Here is a 22733-nt window from a genome sequence, read left to right on the forward strand (position 1 = left end):
CATAGATAAAAAACGAATATTAATAATAGACGAATTGCTCGTGAAAACAGAATTACATTAACAATTACATTAATACAGCAGAATATAAGGGTATGAGTACTGGGGGGTGCTTGTATCCTTATTTTTTTGTAAAAGCTTCAAGTTAAATAGGAAACTTTTTTAGTATTAAGAAATATATTGAAATAGTAAGAAGCGGCCTTTTTGAATACATTTGACATATAAATACATGGAGGTTATTGAATTCATTTTTATAATAAAAAGTAAAATTAAGGACAGCATATGAAACCATTTAAAATTAGATTTAAAACATTTATGCGATTTTTGGCAACACTTCCTAGCGCATGTAGTCATGCAATCCATAGATAAAGATAGAAAACATAGTATTTGAACCAGAAAAAGATAACTAACAAAGTATGAAAATAGAGTTACACTAAATAATTACATTAATACAGCTAATACAGCAGAATATAAGGGTACAAGTACTGGGGGGTATATTGTATCCTTATTTTTTTTAGTAGAATTAAACCTTTTGTAAATCGACCAGTCTTATTAATAAGAATATAAAAAAGGAAATAGATATGAAAAATGTATTAAAAGTAGTCTTACCAGTTTTGATATTTTGTTTTACAATCCCTTCAAATGCGATGGTAACCAAAAACCACCCCAAAGATGGGTATGAAATAACTCAACTCCGTTTTCCCAAAATAGTAGTTCATAATAATGTGCAGTATTATAGAAATAACGGTATCTGGTACGTAAAAAAGAATAGAAGATATAGAAGAGTTGCTGCACCTATAGGTGTAAGGGTATCAGCATTGCCCAGAACATATAAGATAGTACGAGTTCGAGGAATAAAATATTATAAAAGTGGTGGAGTATACTACAAAAAAAATGGAAGAAAATACATTGTGGTTAATGTATAGTTTTTGTTAATACTAGGTGACTAGTGGATTAATTATTGAATCTCAGGATCGATTTTTTAAAAGATCCTGAGATTTTTTTATTCTATTATGACTATATAAACGTATGAAGAAATAAAAGATAAACGGTTAAAAAAGCTGGTGTCACCAGTAGATTTTATAATGAATAATGCTTGCTACTAGTTAGTATAAAAGTACTACGTTACCAAGCCTCCTCTATTTTTATACGTTTGCCATTTTGATAAGAAGCAATAAATGCATTTCTGAATCCTAGTCGAACAACTTCTTTTCTGAAAAGCTTAGCTTCATCTAAAGTTGCAAAATTTCCTAAGGCGTACTTATTAAAAGATCCGCTTTTTATTTCCTTAAAGTTTACAAATTTTTCTGAGTACATAGATAAGTCTTTGCTCTGAAAAGCCCCTATTTGTACGGCATACACGAGCTCATCATTTAGAGATCCAGCAGATTCTGTAGTAGTGTTGTCTAACTCTTGATTCATCGATAGATCTTGAATTTTTAGTTCTAATTCTTCAATTTTAGAATCTCGTTTAGAAACTTCTGCTAGATGCTTTTTTTGAGTAATACTATTTTGTGGAGTATTAAATTTCATAAAATATACAGTGCCCAGAACGCCCAGTAATGCAATAATACCAAGGATGATAGTGGCAATTTTAAATTTCCTAGAATTTTCTTTTTCATCTTTGATTGCTTTGGTACTTGTATATTCTGCAGAGCGCTTTGCTTCTTCTGCTCTTTCTACTTGATCTTTATAATCCTGTACTTCTTCGTCTGTTATAAAAGGCATGTTGCTTAGTTTTTTTTAATCAAATATAGTTGAATCTTATAAAAATATACAATTTTTAAGGGGGATACAAGCGTATTTACTAATAGTTTACAATAAAGGAGTAGGTATATTAAGATTTATTTAATCCATGGATAAGGTTATGATGTCAAAGCAAAAATACCTTTGAATAAAAATCTTAGAGGTATGAATAGAATATGAATTTCTAAAATCCAGTATTCAGATTTATGACTAATCAATGGTTATAGAGATAATTATAACGGTTTTATGTCAAACATTATAAAATCTGTGAGAACTATTATTATTAAAAATACATTGAAACCGTCAGAAAGACGGTTTCATATATGTAAAATTTGTTTTAAAAATAGGGACGCAACCCTAATTAGGGTTGCGTTTTTTATATGTTTTCAATATTCAAATTCTTATTTTTTCACACATTCTGAATAGATGTCAGCCATTTTAATATGACCATCCATTGAGTTAGGAAATTCACCTTTTGCTATTCGTTCTTTTAGCTCCTTGCATTTTCCGTAAAAATCCTTCATCTTAGAAAGAAATTTAGCAGACTCCATAGTCTTGGCTATTTTTATTCCTTTTTCTTCTTTAGTAAGTTTTAATACAAAACCATCAAACGCAATGGTTCTATCTTCGTATATTTTTACTTTTCCAGCATCGTGTTTTACCAAATAATATTTATGATTTCCTGCTCCAAGAGTAGCCATACCCATTAATTTTTCGATGGCATCTTTTTCAGTCCCGAAACCTTCATAAGTCTCTTTAGTGTCATTTACAAAAAAGGAGCACAATTCTTTGGCTTTGATCTTTTCTGCTTTGGTCTTTCCTTTTTTCTCATACGCGACCAAAAGCTCTTTGGCATAATCTGTAGCTGGTTCTTCGGTAGTCTGTTGTGTATCAAGATTAAGAACTTTCTTCATTCTATTACCAACAAATTCGATATATAGAGTACCTTCAAATTCTTTTTCGCCTTTTTCATTAAGCACATACCCTTGTAGTTTGTCGATTTTTATTTCTTGCACCTTATCAGGTGTATCACCAGCAGATGAAGATGCAGCAGCAGGACCAGAAATAATTCCTTTGTACGGAGCTTCTATGTTTTTTCTTGTCCCGTTATTTTCAAAAATGCGGTTGTAACCACTTTGAGAATTTAATACGTTGGTTAGTAGTAGTTTAGAGACTTGTTTTCTTATTCCGAAATCCACAGCTTTATTAGCATATTCCTTAGCTTTATCAAATTCCTTACTCATGTTTAATAAGATAGCTTGGTCAAATGTAGATGCCCACACTACTTTTACCTGCTTCTTATCGTTTATATCATATTTATTTATAATACTCTCATTAAAAGTTAAGTGTTCTTGTATATTGGCTACTTCATTGTTATAATCTTCTACAGATTCAATTCTAGAAAATATTCCTTGTAATGCCAGATATAATTCGTCTGATTTACTTTCTTCTTCTATTTTATTTAATACATAATATCTCTGAAAATTATTATTGACTCTCAAGTCAAACTGTTTTTGCAAGTCTTTTCCTGCCTTAAGCATAAGACGTGATAATTGAATACCTAAGATTTGTTTACGAAAAGATGTTGTTAGTCTAAAACTCGTTCTATCTTCATTTGAGAATTCAAAAAATTCGCCGATTTGTTCCTCGTTTACAAATTTAGAGGTTTCATAATGTAATTCTTCAGGTTCTAGTTGTACAACCGTGGACTGTTGACCTGATGATGGATTGGTCGGTTGATTTCTTAGAGAATATTGTTTAGTATATAGTAATTTTGTCTGGGTAGGGTCCGTGACCGTAATGCTCACCGACATGGTAGTTTTTACAGTCAAGCGATATCCTTTGTCTTTTCCATTTTCTGCTAATTTTGGAGTAAGCGTTTTTGTTATAAATGGTTCAGAAGCGAGATATTTAATGACAAATTGAGGATCACTTTCGGTATAACTAAAGCTCTGAAAACTAAGGTTTGTCGCAATCTCAGAATTACTTAAAAAAGGGCCAATATTTTTTTTATCAGCAGCTTTGATCGTGTAATTTTTAAAATTTTCTGGCAGTGGATTTTTAGGATAAGAAATCTCTTTAATTTCTAACATTTTTGAACTAAATGACTGCGCAAGTGTTTTGTTTGTATTTAGCAATAAGAAAACTATAAGTAAACTGGTAAGTGTTTTAATCATGGTGAAAATTATATGGATTTTTAAAAAAATGAATGTACAAATTTTTTTCTAGTACGTATTCATGTATGAAAATTAGTGAATGGATACAACAATTGAGAAGGGTATAAGCTCAGGGATTCAGTTTGCTTATGGGGCCGTTTTGAATACACTTCACCTCTTTATGTAAAGTTTACAGGTGAAATGTAGGCCAAAAAAAACATGTAAATTTTTATTTACATGTTTTTTTAATCGTTTTTGTAAGACTAATCGACCACTTCTATAATAAGACTATCTTCAGTTTTTGTTACTTTGGTAAGTCCTAATTTTGATAATCCTTTGATACCTTTATCCCAAGCTTTATTGCTCAATCCTGCAATGCTTTTGAGATCTGCCAAATTCATGTTTTTTTCTTTTTTTAGAATGGTGAAGATGGCTTTTTCATTATCATTAAGTTCTACTTGTTTCTTTTCTGGGCGCATCTGTGGGAAGAATAATACTTCTTGTATAGATTGATTGTTTGTTAAATACATGATCAAACGATCCATGCCAATACCCATTCCTGAAGTAGGAGGCATCCCATATTCTAATGCACGAACAAAATCCTGATCAATAAACATTGCCTCATCATCTCCTTTTTCACTCAGTTTTAATTGTTCTTCAAAACGTTCTAACTGATCGATAGGGTCATTAAGTTCAGAATATGCATTGGCAATTTCCTTACCACAGACCATTAATTCAAAACGTTCTGTTAGTTCTGGGTTATCGCGATGTTCTTTGCATAAAGGGCTCATTTCTTTTGGGTAATCCGTAATAAATGTAGGTTGTATATAATTTCCTTCACATTTCTCCCCAAACATTTCATCAATAAGTTTTCCTTTGCCCATTGTAGTATCAACAGCAATTCCCATTCCTTTTGCTGCTTCTCTAAGTTCATCTTCAGATTTTCCTGTGATATCAAAACCTGTAAAATGGAGAATAGATTCTGCCATTGTTACTCGCGCATATGGAGCTTTAAAATTAATCTCATGTTCACCAAAAGTTGCTGTACTTGTTCCGTTTACAGCAATAGCACAATATTCTAGTAGCTGTTCACAGAAATCCATCATCCAATTATAATCTTTATAAGCTACATAAATCTCCATAGCAGTAAACTCTGGGTTATGAGTTCTATCCATTCCTTCATTTCTAAAGTTTTTCGAAAACTCATACACACCATCAAACCCACCTACAATTAACCTTTTGAGATATAGTTCATTAGCAATTCTCATGTATAAAGGAATATCTAATGCATTATGATGTGTAATAAATGGTCGTGCAGAAGCGCCACCAGGTATAGGCTGTAGTATAGGAGTTTCTACTTCAAAATAGTCACGTTCATTAAAAAAAGTACGCATAGCATTAAAAAGCTTTGTGCGTTTTACAAAGACATCCTTAACCTGAGGATTCACCACCAAATCAGCATATCGCTGGCGATATCTCAATTCTGGGTCGTTAAATTCATCATGTATATTTCCTTCGGCATCTGTTTTTGGTAAAGGCAGTGGTTTCAACGATTTACTTAATAAAGTGAAGTCTTTTACCATAACGGTTTTTTCACCAACTTTTGTGGTAAACAATTCTCCTTCAATTCCTATGAAATCTCCTATGTCAAGAAGTTTTTTGTAGACATTATTGTATTTACTTTTATCGTCACCAGTACAAATTTCATCTCTGTTAAAATATACCTGAATACGGCCATCTGCATCTTGTAATTCAGCAAAAGAAGCGGATCCTTGTATACGACGTGACATTAATCGGCCAGCAATAACTACCTTTTTTCCTTCTTCAAACTCTTGCTTGATCTTCTCTGTTGAGTGATCTACAGGGAATAATGCAGCCGGATATGGATTAATCCCGATACTGCGTAAGGTGTTTAGTTTTTCTCTACGTACAAGTTCTTGTTCTGATAATTGCATAATGCGACCTTTTTTGAAGGCACAAAAGTAGCCTATTTCAATAATTTAATGAAAAGTTGAAGTGAAAAATTTGTGTATCGTATCATAATAAGATTCTGGTTGATCTTCTGTCTGCAACAAAAGCAATATCATTGCAAATAGAAAGCAATGATATTGGCATAAATACTATTATGTGCTATGATAGATTACAATATCATTGTGCACTGTTGTTTAATGAAGAAATTTTCTTTTTTGGAGTTACCATTGCTTTTATACTTAATGTTTCTTTACCTGATTCAGTATTTGCTGTAATGGTAATTTTTTTGGTTTGCAAATTGGGTTTTCCATTAGAATTAAATGAGACAAGAAGTGTTTCTGTAGCACCTGGTTGGATTGGTTCTTTGGGCCATTTAGGCACTGTACATCCGCAGCTTCCTTTGGCATTAGAAATTACAAGAGGAACCTCTCCTGTATTAGTAAAAGAGAATTGATGTTCGACGATATCTCCTTCTTTAATGATTCCAAAATCATGATTTAGTTCAGTAAATGTCATTTTAGGAAATAAAACCGATTTCATTTCAGCGACTTCTGTAGACGCCATAGTTTTAGTTTGTGATTTGGTTGAGTTGTTGCAGGATAATAACATCGAGATCGTGATTGCTGCTAAAATTACTTTTTTCATTTTATTGATTTTTTTAATTAATAAAAGATTTCATTTTTATGCTGAAATTCTGATATCAAAATTCAACAGAAACCTGAGTAAAATCAATAATAATTAGGATGAAATAGGGACTAGTCCCCAGGTGGATTTTTTATTGTTTGTTGGTATAAAGGGACTTAACATCTTCTCTCGATCGTACATTTAACTTCTTATATAAGTTGTTAATATGTGTTTTTATAGTACTTATGCTTACAAACATAGCAGAAGCGATCTCCTTATTGGTTTTATCTTCGAGTATAAATTGTAATACTTTTTGTTCTTGTTGTGTCAGTTTTTTTTCTGTGCGCTTGTTTATTTTTTTCCTTTTTAAGTAGTCAAGAAATTGAACTATGTTAATTAAAACCGATACCGAAAGAAGTGTCAATAAGATCCATAACCAATACTCTTTTGTAGAGACCTCTTTTGGATTAATTAAAAACCTGTCGGAGCTGAGCTCTCTTTGATATTGATTTGTATAAGGGCTGTTGGGATATTTTTGTTGAAGACGATTCAACAAGTTATCATAATGAGAATTATTTTCTAAATCCTCTAGATAGTATGCATATAAGTTATTACGTTTTTCAGATAGAAAAGAATGGGTATAGAGTTCGACGAGGGGTTCCTGTTGTTTCTTTGCAAATTGCTGTAGTGTCTTAAACCATTTTTTGTTATTAATCTTACGATTGGCTTCACTTCGGTAAGAGGCAAAAGCAAATCGCATCTCATCTATTATAGAATCTACTTTAAGAAAAGCATTGCTTTTTTCGTTATTAGAAACAATCGTACAAAACATCTCCTGATCAAAAGTAATAGGTAATTCTATGGTATCTGTATTATTGGCAATAAATAAGATTTGTTTACTTTCAGGACAGAATCCATCAAAATGTATAGGTGTTTGTTTGTTTTCAGAGCAATTTTCGATATGTATTCTATAAATGTGATTAGACACAGGTAGGTTATCCCCAGAAAAGTAAAAAGCCCCTGTAGAATCAATCGTCGTTTTCTCTATGATTTGTTCGGCATATATTCCTGAAATTTTTCTATAATCTTCTATCAGAGAAAGATAAATAAGATTATGCTTATTTTTTTCATCTACCAGACCAGAAAACTTATATTGCCCTATTGCTGGTTTGATATTGATTATCAGTATGATAAATGCAATTAAAAATCTCAATTTAATATGTTTTTATTTAAAGATTAAAAATATAGAAATTAGTTTTACCGAAATAGTGTAACAGAATAAAAATATTGGCTACTTATTAGGTGTATAATCATATTACAAAATATTAATGAGTATTTGGAGAGTTTTAGTATCGATTTTTTTTCCGCCTCTGGCGGTATTAGACAAAGGTTGTGGTTCTGTAATTATAGTGTTGTTGTTAACACTTTGTGGTTGGGTTCCCGGAGTTATCGCCGCCTTAGTAATTATTAATAACCCTAATAAGTAATGCCTCGACAGGCCTTTTTTAAATAGGGGCACATGCTTATGGATTGCTTTTGGTATTAAAGCATTAAATTTGTGAAATCTAAAAAAGGATGTTGAATTCTTTTATTAATAATTATGGAAATTGCTTATCAAAGTTAAATTTTGATAAGATTAGGTTCTAAGAGTTAAGAGAAGGCATGAATAAAAAAGTTGAACTAAGGGAGTTAGGGCTCAAGGATTTTAATGAAACCTGGGAGTATCAAGATGTATTGTTCAAAGCAATTCTTGATCTAAAAATTAAAAATAGAAGGGAAGATGCTGGGGTACCCACACCAAATTATTTTCTTTTTGTTGAGCATCCCCATGTATATACTCTGGGCAAGAGTGGTGATATTGGCAACCTTTTGTTATCAGAAAAAGAACTAAAAGAAAAGAAGGCTACTTTTTATAAAATTAATCGAGGGGGTGATATTACATATCATGGTCCTGGACAAATTGTTGGATATCCGATTTTAGATCTGGATAATTTTTTTACAGATATTCACAAATATCTTCGATTTTTAGAAGAAATAGTAATTCTTACACTTGCTGAGTATGGTATTGAGGGGACCAGAAGTGAAGGAGAAACAGGAGTTTGGTTAGGTGTCGGAACTCCATTTGCTCGAAAGATTTGTGCTATGGGAGTTCGCGCTAGTCGATGGGTAACGATGCATGGCTTTGCGTTTAATGTAAATGCTAATTTGGGATATTTTGATCATATTGTACCTTGCGGCATTAAGGATAAAACAGTCACTTCAATGAATGTAGAACTAGGAGTTGATAAGGTTAATGTTGAAGAAGTAAAAGAAAAATTAATAAAACACTTTATTACCCTTTTTGAAGCAGAAATTATAAAAGTTAGATCCTAGTCTTTTCTTTATAGCTATGAGATTTTGATCATAAAATACTATCTGTATACTATTGCTTAATAAAATAGCTTTCTAAAAGTATATAATCCTAAAAAAATCTTGAAAACATCTTGGAGCCGTAAACGAAAAAGCCAAGCAATGCATTATAAAATGCATAACTTGTCTTTTTACTGAATCTATACAAGGGTACAAAAGATTATTCTTTTATAAACCGAATTACTCGGCTTTTATAATTTTTTTCTACTGTTAATTTTAATGCGTACATACCAGAAGGTAAATTCTTAGTGTTGATTGATTTTTGAGTTGTAAGTGTTCCTTTTAGAACTATTCTTCCTAGCATGTCAAATACATTATATTCCGTATTTTCAGAAGAAACGATTACGTTTAGTACTTCATTATTTTTTACGGGATTTGGGAATATAGAGATTTTTGATGCCTCTGTCGTTACGATGTTATTAACGGCCAACTCTTTTATACCATCACCAATCGTAAAAGTTGTCGATTCAGAGCTGCCAAAGACGCCACCAGAAATTAGAGTTGTACCATTTGAGGAAAGAGTATAAGAACCGTTTCCATAGCCACAGCAGATACCGTCCCCATAACTATCATAAAGTGTAAATGTATATATACCAGGATCCAGACATTCTGTAATAACGACTGTAGAACCATCAGGTTGATTAGGGTAGGTTCCCCCAGAAGCTACTATTTGTTCATTATTAGTGATTGTCCAGCTTGTTTCTTCTGGGTAATTATCTAAATTAATGGTTAAGTTTACGTCAGAACATTCTTCAATTACACTTTCAATTAATCGTATATTGTCAATTGCTATGTCACTTCTAGACCTTACTCCGGTAATAGCATTGAATCTTAATTGTATACTGTTTCCTGTGTATGGTGATAAATCCAAACTAGCCTCTACCCATTCGTCTCCTTGATTTCCGGATTTATTAAAAATGCTTGTCCACGAATTACCTTCGTTAGTACTTATCTCAAGATCTAAACTCCCCATGGTGTTTCCTCTCATGTGGTAAGAAAAAACAAAGTAAGCAGAAGAAAGAGTAGTTAAATCAATGCAAGGAGAGCTTATAATAGCATTTTTATTAGGGTATCCCCTATTGTTACCTGAAGCTTCTACATAGATATAATAGTCACCTTCATCACTACCATAAGGTCCAGTGTTTCTTGATGGTGTGGCTCCAGAATATATTTGCCAATCAATATCGTTTTCTGAATCTTGTATCCAGTTCTCAAGTGTATTTTCAAAACCTTCTGTGTACGGAAATGAAGTGATACCTCCTTGGCATGTATTATTTGGGGGAAGAGTAGCCGTATCCAAAGTGGCTTCGTCAGATTGATTGCCAGCAGCATCAAAAGCTGTAATATTAAAGCTATAATTCGTATCGGGTAATAATCCTGTTACTTGGTACGAGGTAGAGGTAACTGTTGCAATAATATTATTTTCTAAATAAATATCATATCCCGTAACTCCGACATTATCAGTAGAAGCATTCCAAGTAATAGTGATAGAGGTCTGCGTACTATTAGAAGTGAGTAATTCTGTTGGCATTGTTGGTTCTTCGGTGTCTGGCTCAGATAGTGTGGTAATAGTAACAGCATTACTGTTGTCTGATTCATTATCATTGGCATCAAAAGCTGTGATACTGAAGCTATAATTAGTACTAGATAATAACCCCATTACTTGATATGATGTTGAGCTAACCGTTGCGATTAATATATTAGCTAGGTAAATATTATACCCAGTAACTCCTATATTGTCTGTTGATGCATTCCAGTCAAGGAACACAGAAGTTTGTGTAATAGCAGAAGAAGTTACTTCTGTTGGTGTTGATGGTGCTTGTGTATCTGGTTCAGAAAGAGTAGTGACACCTATAGCATTGCTATTATCAGATTCGTTATTAGAAGCATCAAAAGCTACAATACTAAAACTATAATTTGTATCGGGTAATAATCCAGTTACTTGATATGAGGTTGAGGTAACCGTTGCGATTATTGTGTTCCCTTGATAAATGTCATATCCTGTAACCCCTATATTATCTGTAGAGGCATTCCAGTCAATATCTACAGAAGTTTGTGTAATATTAGATGTAGTTACTCCCTGTGGTACTGATGGCGCTTGAAGATCAGCAGTACCTTGAGTAATTTCGAAATCGTCATTAGAAATATCGTAGAAAATATGGTCGGATCCTCGAACCATGATTCTATTTTGAGTTCCTACAGCATTAGGAACAATAATATTTTGAGCCCCATCATTTGATGTAGCGGTCATTATTGTTGTTGAATATGTGTTTCCTCCATCTGTAGATAGTAAAATATCTACCGTATCAGCATTAATTCCATTACCTGTTGTCCCAGCTACATCCCAAGTTACTGTTTGAGTAGAACCTACTTGCCAACTAACATTAGAATTGGGAGAATTTACAACAAACGGTCCTGCTGATCCAGCCACAGAAATTGTTATATCATCACTAGCTGTGCTTCCACCCCCCGAAGAATTATCTCTTACAGTGAGTCTAAAATCCATGGTTCTACTAACAGAAGGAACAACCTCCCATGTAGAAGAAGTCAGACCATTAATTACTGTCGATAAATCTGGCATATATCTATCAGGAGAAGTAGTCGGGGGTAAAGATCGAAACGCCGGTCCACTTGCAGACGACGACGAAGGAGGCATGGTTGCCGTTTCGGTATCCATCTGTTCCCAGCAATACGTAAGTGTATCGTTAGAGTTTGAGTCTGTAGCATTACCTTTTAAAATAAAGGGAGTAGATGCAGGAATTGTATAGTTTGATCCTGCATTTGCGGTAGGTGCACTATTTCCTGTGCTACTTTGAGCGGCACAGGTACCACTACCGCTGGATATATTGGCCCACATTTCCTGAATGCTAATAGCATGAAAATAATCATCACTATTATTCTGAACATTAGGATTGCATATCCCGGCATATCCCATGATTGTAGAGGCACTTCCTGGTTCTGCAGATGCACTTGATCGATTACAATTATTATTTTGTGTATGATTTGCACCAAATTGATGTCCCATCTCATGTGCGACATAATCAACATCATAAGAGTCACCTATAGGATTGCTACTTCCTGTAATTCCTCTTGCTTTAGAACTTGTACAGGGAGACCTTAACTGAGCTAGTCCTCCACCTCCTGTGCTAAAGGTATGTCCGATATCATAATTATTAGAACCGATATATGCATCACAAACAGTCTGACTTTCATTAATTAGACTATAGGCATCAGAGTTACTAAGATTATCAGTGTTTGAGTCTAAGAAAATAATATCGGTATTATTATTTACGATAACCATGGTGACAGCCAAATCTCTCTCAAAAATACCATTAACTCGAGTCATTGTTGTATTCATAGCTGAGAGTACAGCTTCTTTTTTAACTTGGTCAGAAGCACTTGCACTTATGCCTTGATTAGATAAATGATATTGAGAATATTCTCCTGAGCAAGCTATAGCAAGTCTAAAAGTGCGTAGTTGACCATCATTTGCATTTTTATAACTATTTGAAATTTTCTGAGAAATATTTAGTTCTGGAGTGTTTTCGACAAGACATTCGAAGTTATTAGCGTCTCTGGGTAAATCAGATTTAGAGTAGATTATATATTCTTTTTTATCTTTTGTATACGGATCAATATACATAGTTTCATGATTCCCTGAAGATATCATTGCATGCAACCCAACTTTAGAAATACTAATTCGAGCGATTGATGAAGGGTCATCAACTCCGTGGCCTATATAAGATTTAATATTTGGAAATCTTTCTGAAAGACCTTCCTCTAGTGTAGATGCTTCTAGTATTTCGAATTTTTTTAAAACTCCATTCGATAGAGGTAATTCTATTATTGTTGTTGATGTTTTTTGCTGTTTTCGCGAAGGGGTATTTTTAAGTATATTCTCTAGCTCAACTGAGTTAAGACTAAATAGCAGATAATTAGATGGCGTGGTGTTTCTGTATTCTTTTGTTTTATCGTTCATTTTATTCTGAGCGACTGGAGTCCATATTTGCGATTGTACGTTATTGCTTAAAAAAAGAAATACAAAACAAAATATGGTTTTAAAAATACCGGTACTTTTTGTCATTTTAAGGTTAGCTTTTAGTAGTGATGTGAATTCTTTAAAAGAATACAGTTGTAAACTTAAATCATAAAAGCTTTTGTTAGAATCCTAAAATAGAATCTGTATTGAATCAATTAGTATTCGAAGAATTTCTGTATAAATGTTAAATAATTTAGGATGTGATGGTTTTTTACCTAACAAACACTTGTTTTACTGTTAAAACCAAGTGTTTGTTGTGTAAATAGTATTGTGTAGAATCCTTAGGTCAATCTAATTAATTTGATAAATAAGGACATTGTTCTCTTCTCCCTGAACAGCAAACTCAAGATTAGAATCATTATCCATATTCCCCAAGCTTAAGGCAGAATTTCCGTATACAGGAAAGTTAGGGAAAAGAATACCATTACTATCGTATAGATAAACTTGCTTAGATTGAATGTCTGTAATGGTTACATAGATTTTGTCATTTATATAAAACAATCTAGGTGCCGTATATACTCCATAATTTAATTCTAGTGTTTTTCCTTTTATGGTAAGCCTATTTTCTGAGAAAGTAACTAGTGTTTTGTTGGTGCTAACTATTTTATTATCTTTTTCTAATGCTAACTTTTTCTTAGTAACATTGCCGTCCTTTTGTATTTGAACAAGGTATCCGTCTTTTGTAGTAGAAGTAAATTTGTCCTGATACTGATACCATTCATTTTCAGAGAAATTAATATTTTCCTTTACGGGGATTCTAATTTTTCCTAAACGGTCTAAAATTGTAAGTTTTCCACTTTTTTCTGAAAGAAGAATATGATCTTTTGATGCAATTCTTATATGTTTTGGTTTTAGTAATAAGTCAGTTTCGGTTCCTTTGAACCTAAAACCGGTAACTATTTCTGCTTCACTATTAAACATCGTAATTTTATTACCTTGAGTGATAATGATTCGATATTTTTTATTTTTATCGTAATCGAATAAAGACAAAGGTTGAGTTATGGTCGTTTCAAATTTCTTAGGATATGGTGCGACGTCTTTACCGTCGCGATCAACTAAGTATAGTGTGTTTGCAGTGTTAAATAATAGTTGATACCTTCCATTTTTGTAAATATCAATTTGTTGAATATCTCCCAGAATTTCTCCATCTATTTGTTTTTTCCAAAAAATTGTGCCTTTGTCAGAAATCAAGTATAAATTGTTCTGTACATCCTGAACAGCAACATCCAAACCTTTGGTTCTGTGATTTTTTACCAGAATAGGTTTTGTGAGGAGTTTATGCTCTAAGGTAGTAGATGCTGTTTGTATGACTGATGTTGCGGCACCTTTTACACTGTTTTTTTGTAAAATACCATGTATATGCGCAAAATCATTCTCTTTTATGATTTGCAGTATTCCTAGTTCGTACCCCTTGTGTTTTAAAGTGCTCCATTGGGTACCGAACTCTTCTTTAACACCTTCGGCAATATAATCCTGTATATTATTTACGGTTCCTACTATTAATATTGAAGATTCTTCGGATAGATCTTTTACTGTATTGGCATAATATTCTTGATCAAAAAGTAAGGTTTTATTAAGGATATTAGAAATAATATCTCTCATTGTAGAAAGTGAGGTCCCAAAAAATATGAATTCATCGTATATACTATAATATTTGGCCTCGAAGTTTTTAATTAGTGGATTTAGAACCTCAGAAAAAGAAGTAGCATTTTCATAAGAATAAATAGGTGTACTTCTATATGTTTCAACTTTACGTCCTTGTAAATTTTCGGTTAAAGTTTGAGTATCTAAGGAAGTTAGCACTAGCGCATCTTCTTTTTCCATGGATATGATTCCTATTTCAGAAGCATTTAATAACAAATCATCTAACTCTGTTGGGACATCTTCGAGATCTCTATCCTGAGCTTTAGAGAGGTTTCTCTTTAATGTGTTAAAATCATCGTATGTAAAAGAAATAAAGCCCTTAGCACTAATAGGGGTTACCTCAGAAACTCGGTTTTCCTGAGCTATGGTGTTGTCAAAAATACTAATAGTACTGGATAAAGAATCTTTTTCTATAGCAACTCCATTTAAGAAGATGGCATTTTGTTCTATTTTGGCATCGGTAGTTATCCAGCCACTAAAATTATGAAGACTCTCTGTTGTAGCGTTCGGTAGTAATGAATCATGAATATTTTGCAGTTTTTTGCCATTAATCAATATAGAAATAGCGTTATCTGTTCCCGAAACATCAAAAACTTTTTGCAAATCTGCATCTACGGGAATTAATCCCTCTTTCATTCTTATTGCGTTTTCAACTAATAATTGAGAAGAAGATGCTATAAGGATGCTATCCTGATATGTGGCAAAAAAGTCTTGCTCCTTAGAGGTTATTTTATAAATTGTTTGATCAGCATAAGTAAGTGTTTCAATCTTTTTGGTGCCGAGAGAATCTTGAGCTATTATGGTCGGATCAAATTTTGAGATATACGTATATTCAAAATCATTTTTTCCAAAAGGAGAGAAACATAATAAACTTTCGTTAGCTTTTGTTTCATCAAGGATAGCTAGTTTCTTAAGGTGAGAGAAAAAGGCTAATCCTTCATTGTTTTTTATGAAATTATTATCTCTTAGGGCACTCGAGGCTTCTTCAAAATTATTTATTTTAATAATAATTTGTGTATCTCTCGGGATATGATCCAGCAAAGAATTTGATGTTTCTGATATTTTTTCACAAGAGATAGCAATAAGCAAGAATATAATTGCTACTAAACTTCTCACTATCTTATTATTTTTTGTATTTCTAAACTCGTTTGTTAACATAAAAGCGATCAGTTTCTCAGTGTGCAAAATATAAAGTATAATTATAAGATTGAAATTTAACTTAAATATCTTTAAAAAAGAGTTTCGTTCTCAAAGATAAAGCCATGTGATTTATTTCTAGGTTACTTAAGGTTTAGCGTTAGTTGTTCTGGTAACAAACGGAAGCTTTTTCTGTGGTATTTGGTTATGCCGTATTTGCGAATAGCCTCTCTATGTTCTTTGGTAGGGTAGCCCTTGTTTTTTTTCCAATTGTACATAGGGAACTCTAAGTGTATTTTTTCCATAAATTCATCACGATATGTTTTTGCCAGAACAGAAGCACCAGCAATACTAAGGTATTTACTATCACCTTTAATAACGCACGTATGGGGTATATTATGATATGGTTTGAATTTATTTCCATCCACAATAATATGCTCTGGTTGGGGAGACAATTGCTCGATCGCTCTTTGCATGGCAAGAATAGAAGCATTCAAAATATTAATTTGATCTATTTCTTCCATAAAAATATGTGTAACACCATAGGTCAAAGAAGAGTCTTCTAATAGTGGTTTTAAAAGTTTTCTTTTGGGTTCACTAAGCTGTTTCGAGTCATTTAATGTCGAATTAGTAAAATCATCAGGGAGAATAATAGCAGCTGCAGTAACAGGACCAGCAAGACAACCTCGGCCAGCTTCATCTGTGCCACATTCTAAAAGATGAGGATGTAGTTTTAGTTCGAGCATAAAGCGAAGATACAGTAAGAATAGAATATCGAAAAACTATTTTTTTAATTTAAAATTAAAACTTCATTTAAACAAGCAATGAGTAATATTTACTTTCATTAAAAAAGCATATTTTTGCCAAAGTTCAAAATTCTAATGAGAAAAAACATACTACTTTTAGTCATTCTTTTATCAGTGCCTGTGGCATGGTCACAGGATAGAAACCGTGATACTGATTTTGATGAAAACAAGGAAGGGGCTAAAGAATTCAAGTCATTAAGAAGATCCAAAGATGATGAGAAGGAAAAACCTCCTATAACAGATTACAAGATCATTGATATAAAAAATGACACTACCTATGTAGATACGACTTTGAGTATTCAAAAAGATTATAAGTTTAATTACCTAAGGAGAGATCACTTTGAGTTAATGCCTATTCATAATGTAGCTCAAACCTATACAAGTCTTGCCAAAAGAGTAGAGCGGGATCATCTTTTACCACTTTTTGGAGCAAGAGCACGCCATTTTAATTTCATGGAAGCCGATGATATTAGGTATTATAATGTTCCTTCTCCATTAACCGAATTATATTTTAATACTACTTTTGAGCAAGGACAGCAATTAGATTCTTTTATAACGATTAATACTTCACCACAACTTAATTTGTCAATTGCATATAAAGGAGTCCGCTCACTGGGTAAATATCAACATGCACTTACAAGTACGGGTAATTTTAGGGCTACCGCTAGTTATTTTACCAAAAATGAAAGATATAGAGTGCGAACACATTTTGTGTCACAGGATTTATTGAATGAAGAAAACGGCGGATTATCTCAGACGGGTTTGAATGAATATTTAGGAGTTACAGGAGAAGATGATGAGTTTTCTGATAGAGGTGCAATAACGGTTAATTTTGAGGACGCAGAGAGTACATTGTTTGGAAAACGTTATTATTTGAATCATGAATATGCGTTTATAAAAAAAACAGATAGTACTTCTACAGGATTATCCTTTGGTCATATATTAGACATAACTGATAAAAAGTTCTTGTTTAATCAGTCAGCTGTCGAATATAGTGAGTTGTTTGGTGAAGCCTACGAATCTGATGCGATCGCTGACCGAGTTGCATTAGAGGATTTTAGTAATCACCTGTTTTTAGATTTTACAAATAAGTGGTTGGGACATTTTAGAATTAAAGGAGGAAATTCTAACTATAATTATGGATATAGTTCGTTGTTAATTCAAACAGATGATTTAGGAAACGATATAACTATTACAAATAGAATAAAAGGAGATATATATTCTGTTGGTGGCGAATATCAAAATTCGTTTAAAGGGTTTCAGGTTTTTGCGGATGGAATGACTATTGTTTCAGGAGATTTTACGGGAAACTATCTGAATGCAGGAGCAGGATATCAGCTTAATGAAAAATACAAGGCAGAGACAATAATTAGTTCTAATTCGGTAGCCCCTAATTATAATTTTCTTTTATACCAAAGTGATTATGTTAATTATAACTGGCAAAACGATTTCGAAAATACCGAAACTCAAAAATTACAAGTCAATGTAGAGGCAAATCAAATTGCCAAAATCGAAGCTAGTTATAGTATTATTAATAACTACACGTACTTTACCAAAGATGCAGACTCGATAACAATTCCTACACAAGCAACAGGAAATATTGATGTTCTTAAAGTAAAACTGACAAATGGGGTGAAGTTCTGGAAATTCGGACTCGATAATACATTTATGTATCAGAAGGTCGACGGAGGAGATTTTGTATATAATGTTCCAGAATTTGTAACCAGAAATAGTCTTTATTATCAAGACGAATGGTTTAAAAAAGCAATGTTTTTACAAACAGGAGTAACACTTAGATATTTTACAAGTTACACTGCCGACGGGTATGATCCCATATTGTCAGAATTCTATGTTCAAAACATTGAAGAGATTGGCGGGTATCCGCAGATTGACTTGTTTTTTAATGCTAAAGTAAAACAGACACGTATTTATTTTAAAGTTGAAAATTTTGGAGAAGCTTTTAGCCAAAATAGAGAATTCTCAGCACCGGGGTATGCAACTCGTGATGCAGTTTTACGTTTTGGTTTGGTTTGGAATTTCTTTCTTTAAAAATATAGTTCAATTTCAATATAATAAATAGTGCTTATATGTTTTGGTGCGATTATAGGATAAATACCTTTTATTCTAATGCATAAAATATTTACCTGTCATTCACTTAAATTGAATATACAAAATTCTATTTAAAATGTATCTTTGATATCGAAGTAGTAATAGTTCTATGCACTGGCGCTTCCTCTCTTGTTTTTAAATACTAATAAATGAGCACCACAAAAAAAAGAAATGTCTCACCAATAGGTTCTACAGAATTTACAGGGATTCAGATAAAAGAGCCAGCAACCTATGCTGCAGGAATTCCAGCAGTCAAAATTGCGTTGCAACATGCGTTCAAAGAAATGGGGGTAGTCAAATCATTACATGTGTTACCTAAAATGAACCAAAAAGAAGGGTTTGATTGTCCTGGTTGCGCATGGCCAGATCCTGATTCGCCTTCAAAACTTGGAGAATATTGCGAGAACGGAGTAAAAGCTATTGCCGAAGAAGCAACTAATAAAAGAGTAGATAAAGATTTTTTTGCCAAGTATTCAGTAGAAGAATTATCGATGTGGTCAGATTATCAGATTGGTAAAAGTGGAAGACTTACAGAACCAATGATTCTTAGACCAGGTCAAATATATTACGAACCAATTTCTTGGGAGGGCGCCTATGAAGTAATAGCAAAAGAATTAAGAGCGGTAAATTCGCCAGACGAAGGGATATTCTATACATCAGGTAGATCTAGTAATGAAGCAGCTTTCCTATATGGCCTTTTTGTAAGAGCATTTGGGACAAATAATATGCCTGATTGTTCTAACATGTGTCATGAATCAAGTGGTGTAGCATTGAGCCAAACATTGGGCATAGGAAAAGGTTCTGTAAAACTAGAAGATTTTGATAAATCCGAAGTGGTATTGGTTATTGGTCAAAATCCAGGCACGAATCATCCTCGAATGCTAACAGCATTACAAAAATGTAAAGAAAACGGAGGAAAAGTGATATCCATCAACCCCTTAGAAGAGGCAGGCCTAATTAGATTCAAAAATCCTCAGGAAATTAAAGGAGTTATTTCGTCGGGGACAGCATTAACGGATATCCATCTTCAGGTAAAAATCAATCAAGATGTACCTCTTTTAAAATTAATTATCAAAAAACTCAAAAGATTAGATGAGAGACAAGGTGATGTTTTTGACCATGAGTTTATAAAAACCTATACGCAAGGATATGATAAGTTACTCGAAGATATTGATGCATATTCAGAAACCGATTTGTTGGCATTAAGCGGAATAGAGGGGGATAAAATAAATTCGGTGGTAGAATTATTGGCTAAAAAAGATAAGATTATTATCTGTTGGGCTATGGGGTTAACGCAACACAAAAATGGTGTCGATAACATAAAAGAATCAGTGAACCTACTATTGCTCAAAGGCAGTCTAGGGAAACCAGGAGCAGGGACGTGCCCTGTACGTGGTCATAGTAATGTACAGGGGGATAGAACGGTGGGGATTATGCATCATGTTTCTGCAGAATTAAATGCATCGATCCAAAATACATTTGGTTTTATACCTCCCGATAAAGAAGGGTTAGATACAGTGCATGCAATACAAGCAATGCATGAAAAAAAAGCAAAAGTTTTTGTGGCATTAGGGGGTAATTTTCTGTCCGCAGCTTCAGATACCGAATATACCGCAGAAGCGCTTCAGAATTGTGAGCTTACGGTAGCTGTTAGTACAAAATTAAACAGGAGTCATCTGATAACAGGTAAAACTGCACTGATACTGCCAACACTCGGGCGATCAGAGTTAGATACAAAAAAAGGGAGCCCCAGGTTTTTTACAGTAGAAAATAGTATGGGTAAAGTACATCAGTCCAAAGGAATGTTAAAACCTGCCTCAGATCAACTACGAAGCGAACCCGAAATTATAGGGGGAATTGCAAACGCCTATTTTAGGGGTGATCATTCAGTTAATTGGAAAGAACTTGGTGAGAATTATGAATTGATAAGAGAAAAAATTGAACGTGTTATCAAAGGATTTGAAAATCTTAATGCGAGATCAAAGGGAACGGGCTTTTATCTACCTAATAATGTTCGGGACCTCGATTTTAGTAAACTTCCGAACAAGAAAGCGCAGTTTAGTATCTGTTCTCTGCCAGAACATGATCTGAAAGAAGATGAATTTATATTGATGACCATCCGATCCCATGATCAGTTTAATACAACTATTTATGGATTAGACGATCGATATAGAGGGGTTTATAATGAGCGTCGTGTCATATTGATGAATAAGGGTGATATGTCAAAGCTTGCTTTAGAGCCATTAGATATAGTAGATATTCGAAGCTGTTATAATGACAGGGATCGGGTAGCGCATAATTTTTTGGTAATACCTTATAATATACCTTCGGGTAATTTGGCGTCTTATTTCCCTGAGACGAATGTTCTAATACCATATAATCATTATGCAAAAGAGAGCCATACACCAATTAGCAAGTCTGTCGTAGTGCGAATTGAGAAAAGATAGTGTTTATTTTGATAATGTTAAGAGTATAAAAAATGCCCATGAGGAAGTTCTCAAAGGCATTTTTAATAAAATAAATTAGTAACTTATTCAGTGAGCACAAAAACATTCGCTTGTATTTCTGCTTTTAGAGGATCGTATATTTTAAACTCATGCTCATTTGCTACAGATCTATGCGCACCAACAAAAGGAATAGATTGTCCTAGTGCCGAAAATTCGAACGTTGCCTCAATAGTGTATTTTCCTATTCCGTCAAAGTCACCTATAAAATTCCCGGGAAAACCCGTTTGAACAAATAATTTCCCTTGTTCGCCAGAATAAATAGCATCATCTCCATCATCAGAAACATCTTGAAGACGAATAGTAGTATAATAATCTTTAGGTTCTTCCTCAGGAGAACTTATTACAGTCACTTTCGTTGCAGAAAGCGATGAAGTAATAGGATAGTTTCCGTGATGAGTGAAGGTGGTTACGTTATTAAAAATGTTAATTCTTGATACAATATCGCCATCATTAAGGATGATATCAGTTTCATCAAAAGAAATAGGGTCTTTTACATCCACTATAACATGGTACTCGACATATCTTGATTGATCACTGTTATATACTTTTAATTGAACAAGGTTAGGGTATTTGAAGTCCAAAGATGTTTCTTGAGAAAAAGGTGTATAATCATCTTGTGCTCCATTTATGTCAGTATGATAGGTAATTGAGCTTCCAGAATATTCAATGGTTGGTTTTAAATCTGAAAAATCAGTTCCTCGAGGTACGATCATAACTATTGTACCTTGATGTTTGCTCAAAAAAGACAAACTTCTAATTTCATTAGCACTAATATCATTATCAAGAGAAGGGTTATTAGCTTTAAGGAAACTAAAATTACTAATCGTTAGAGGTTCGTTTACCGGGTCCAGATCCTCTATAGTAACCAAAACATCATATTGTAAAGACACTGATGAATCTTTAGAAGTAATTGTATATGTAATCGTTTGTCCCGGAATAATACTTTTCTCACCAACAGCTGGAGAGATAGTAAATTCAGAAGAATCAAAAGGAACCTCCAGAAGACTAAAGGCTGTAGTAGTTGTGTATGCCAATTTTAAAGTAATTTCTCCTTTATTCTGAGGAGTTCCGTTTATCATTGTCGGCTGTTTTATAGATGTTTCTTCTATTTCGAATGCGTCTACCTCTGATAAAACAAAACTAAATAGTTGTGCTGTTTCAAAATTAATGGTATTTGTATCTTCATTGATATCATCATCATTACTTGTACAGCTTAGATGCAGTAGCCCAATAAGTAAAAGTAGGATGGCTGGTGTTTTGTAGTTTGTTTTCATTTTAAAAATTGATTTGTTTGATGTGAATGTTTGAATTACCAACAACTATGCCAAGTCTCTTTATTTTGTGAGTTATCGATTGCAATATTATTGAGACAGATTGTTTTTTATTTTAAAATCAAGCGCTAGAATGTTGGTGTGTTACCAATTGGTACTGTGATGAAGGATTTCTTAGTAGAAATTAGAGTGTTTCTTATTAATATATAGAGAAAAAAAGACATGACACATGTGGTGTCATTATAATAGGTGTTGGGGAAATAAACACCATTTTATAGTTTCATGTATTTTTTTTCATTGTTTGTGCGTTTTTTTGT

General features: G+C 33.2%; 14 protein-coding genes. 5 read left to right on the forward strand and 9 right to left on the reverse strand.

From position 1 onward, the window contains the following. Window positions 1–578: 578 nt before the first annotated feature. A complete protein-coding gene (locus DZ60_RS0119970) occupies window positions 579–923 on the forward strand; it encodes a DUF6515 family protein (RefSeq protein WP_025743792.1) in 345 nt (114 codons plus the stop codon). 199 nt (window positions 924–1122) lie between these two features. Here the strand turns inward: DZ60_RS0119970 and DZ60_RS24515 are convergent, their stop codons facing one another. The 5 genes from DZ60_RS24515 to DZ60_RS0119995 all read right to left on the reverse strand — a co-directional run bounded on the left by DZ60_RS24515 (window position 1123) and on the right by DZ60_RS0119995 (window position 7707). Next, on the reverse strand, window positions 1123–1725 hold the full coding sequence (locus DZ60_RS24515) for an SPOR domain-containing protein (protein ID WP_025743793.1): 603 nt from the start codon (window positions 1723–1725) through the stop codon (window positions 1123–1125). Window positions 1726–2144: 419 nt separating this feature from the next. Next, entirely contained in the window at window positions 2145–3920 is a 1776-nt protein-coding gene (locus tag DZ60_RS0119980) for a hypothetical protein (protein WP_025743794.1), read from the reverse strand. A 242-nt stretch (window positions 3921–4162) separates the two neighbouring features. Next, entirely contained in the window at window positions 4163–5854 is a 1692-nt protein-coding gene (gene lysS / locus DZ60_RS0119985) for a lysine--tRNA ligase (protein ID WP_025743795.1), read from the reverse strand. A 193-nt stretch (window positions 5855–6047) separates the two neighbouring features. After that, on the reverse strand, window positions 6048–6515 hold the full coding sequence (locus DZ60_RS0119990; RefSeq protein ID WP_025743796.1) for a DUF1573 domain-containing protein: 468 nt from the start codon (window positions 6513–6515) through the stop codon (window positions 6048–6050). 130 nt (window positions 6516–6645) lie between these two features. Beyond that, window positions 6646–7707 carry a response regulator transcription factor gene (locus tag DZ60_RS0119995; RefSeq protein ID WP_025743798.1) on the reverse strand — a complete coding sequence of 354 codons (1062 nt, stop codon included), beginning with the start codon at window positions 7705–7707 and terminating at the stop codon, window positions 6646–6648. Between the two features lie 115 nt (window positions 7708–7822). Between DZ60_RS0119995 and DZ60_RS24765 the strand changes: the two genes are divergently transcribed. Together DZ60_RS24765 and lipB are read left to right on the forward strand one after the other, a co-directional pair. Continuing rightward, window positions 7823–7981, forward strand: coding sequence for a YqaE/Pmp3 family membrane protein (locus tag DZ60_RS24765; protein ID WP_081740542.1), 159 nt, complete (start codon window positions 7823–7825; stop codon window positions 7979–7981). Window positions 7982–8156: 175 nt separating this feature from the next. Next, entirely contained in the window at window positions 8157–8867 is a 711-nt protein-coding gene (gene lipB / locus DZ60_RS0120000; protein WP_025743799.1) for a lipoyl(octanoyl) transferase LipB, read from the forward strand. Window positions 8868–9063: 196 nt separating this feature from the next. Here lipB and DZ60_RS24520 read toward each other — a convergent pair whose 3' ends face one another. The 3 genes from DZ60_RS24520 to DZ60_RS0120015 all read right to left on the reverse strand — a co-directional run bounded on the left by DZ60_RS24520 (window position 9064) and on the right by DZ60_RS0120015 (window position 16469). Next, a complete protein-coding gene (locus tag DZ60_RS24520; RefSeq protein ID WP_025743800.1) occupies window positions 9064–12987 on the reverse strand; it encodes a fibronectin type III domain-containing protein in 3924 nt (1307 codons plus the stop codon). Between the two features lie 246 nt (window positions 12988–13233). Continuing rightward, window positions 13234–15702, reverse strand: a complete 2469-nt coding sequence (locus DZ60_RS0120010; protein ID WP_152537481.1) for a hypothetical protein — start codon at window positions 15700–15702, stop codon at window positions 13234–13236. A 164-nt stretch (window positions 15703–15866) separates the two neighbouring features. Continuing rightward, window positions 15867–16469, reverse strand: a complete 603-nt coding sequence (locus tag DZ60_RS0120015) for a ribonuclease HII (protein WP_025743802.1) — start codon at window positions 16467–16469, stop codon at window positions 15867–15869. A 135-nt stretch (window positions 16470–16604) separates the two neighbouring features. On the opposite strand from DZ60_RS0120015, the gene DZ60_RS0120020 reads away from it, so the two are divergent. Both DZ60_RS0120020 and DZ60_RS0120025 read left to right on the forward strand, forming a co-directional pair. After that, a complete protein-coding gene (locus DZ60_RS0120020; protein WP_025743803.1) occupies window positions 16605–18578 on the forward strand; it encodes a putative porin in 1974 nt (657 codons plus the stop codon). Window positions 18579–18787: 209 nt separating this feature from the next. Next, window positions 18788–21085: an FdhF/YdeP family oxidoreductase gene (locus tag DZ60_RS0120025; RefSeq protein WP_025743804.1), complete on the forward strand. Its 2298-nt coding sequence runs from the start codon at window positions 18788–18790 to the stop codon at window positions 21083–21085. A gap of 83 nt (window positions 21086–21168) precedes the next feature. Here the strand turns inward: DZ60_RS0120025 and DZ60_RS0120030 are convergent, their stop codons facing one another. Next, window positions 21169–22419, reverse strand: a complete 1251-nt coding sequence (locus DZ60_RS0120030; protein ID WP_025743805.1) for a hypothetical protein — start codon at window positions 22417–22419, stop codon at window positions 21169–21171. Window positions 22420–22733 lie beyond the last annotated feature (314 nt).

Origin of the sequence: Aquimarina pacifica (genome assembly GCF_000520955.1) — a bacterium.
Classification (GTDB): Bacteria; Bacteroidota; Bacteroidia; order Flavobacteriales; family Flavobacteriaceae; genus Aquimarina; species Aquimarina pacifica.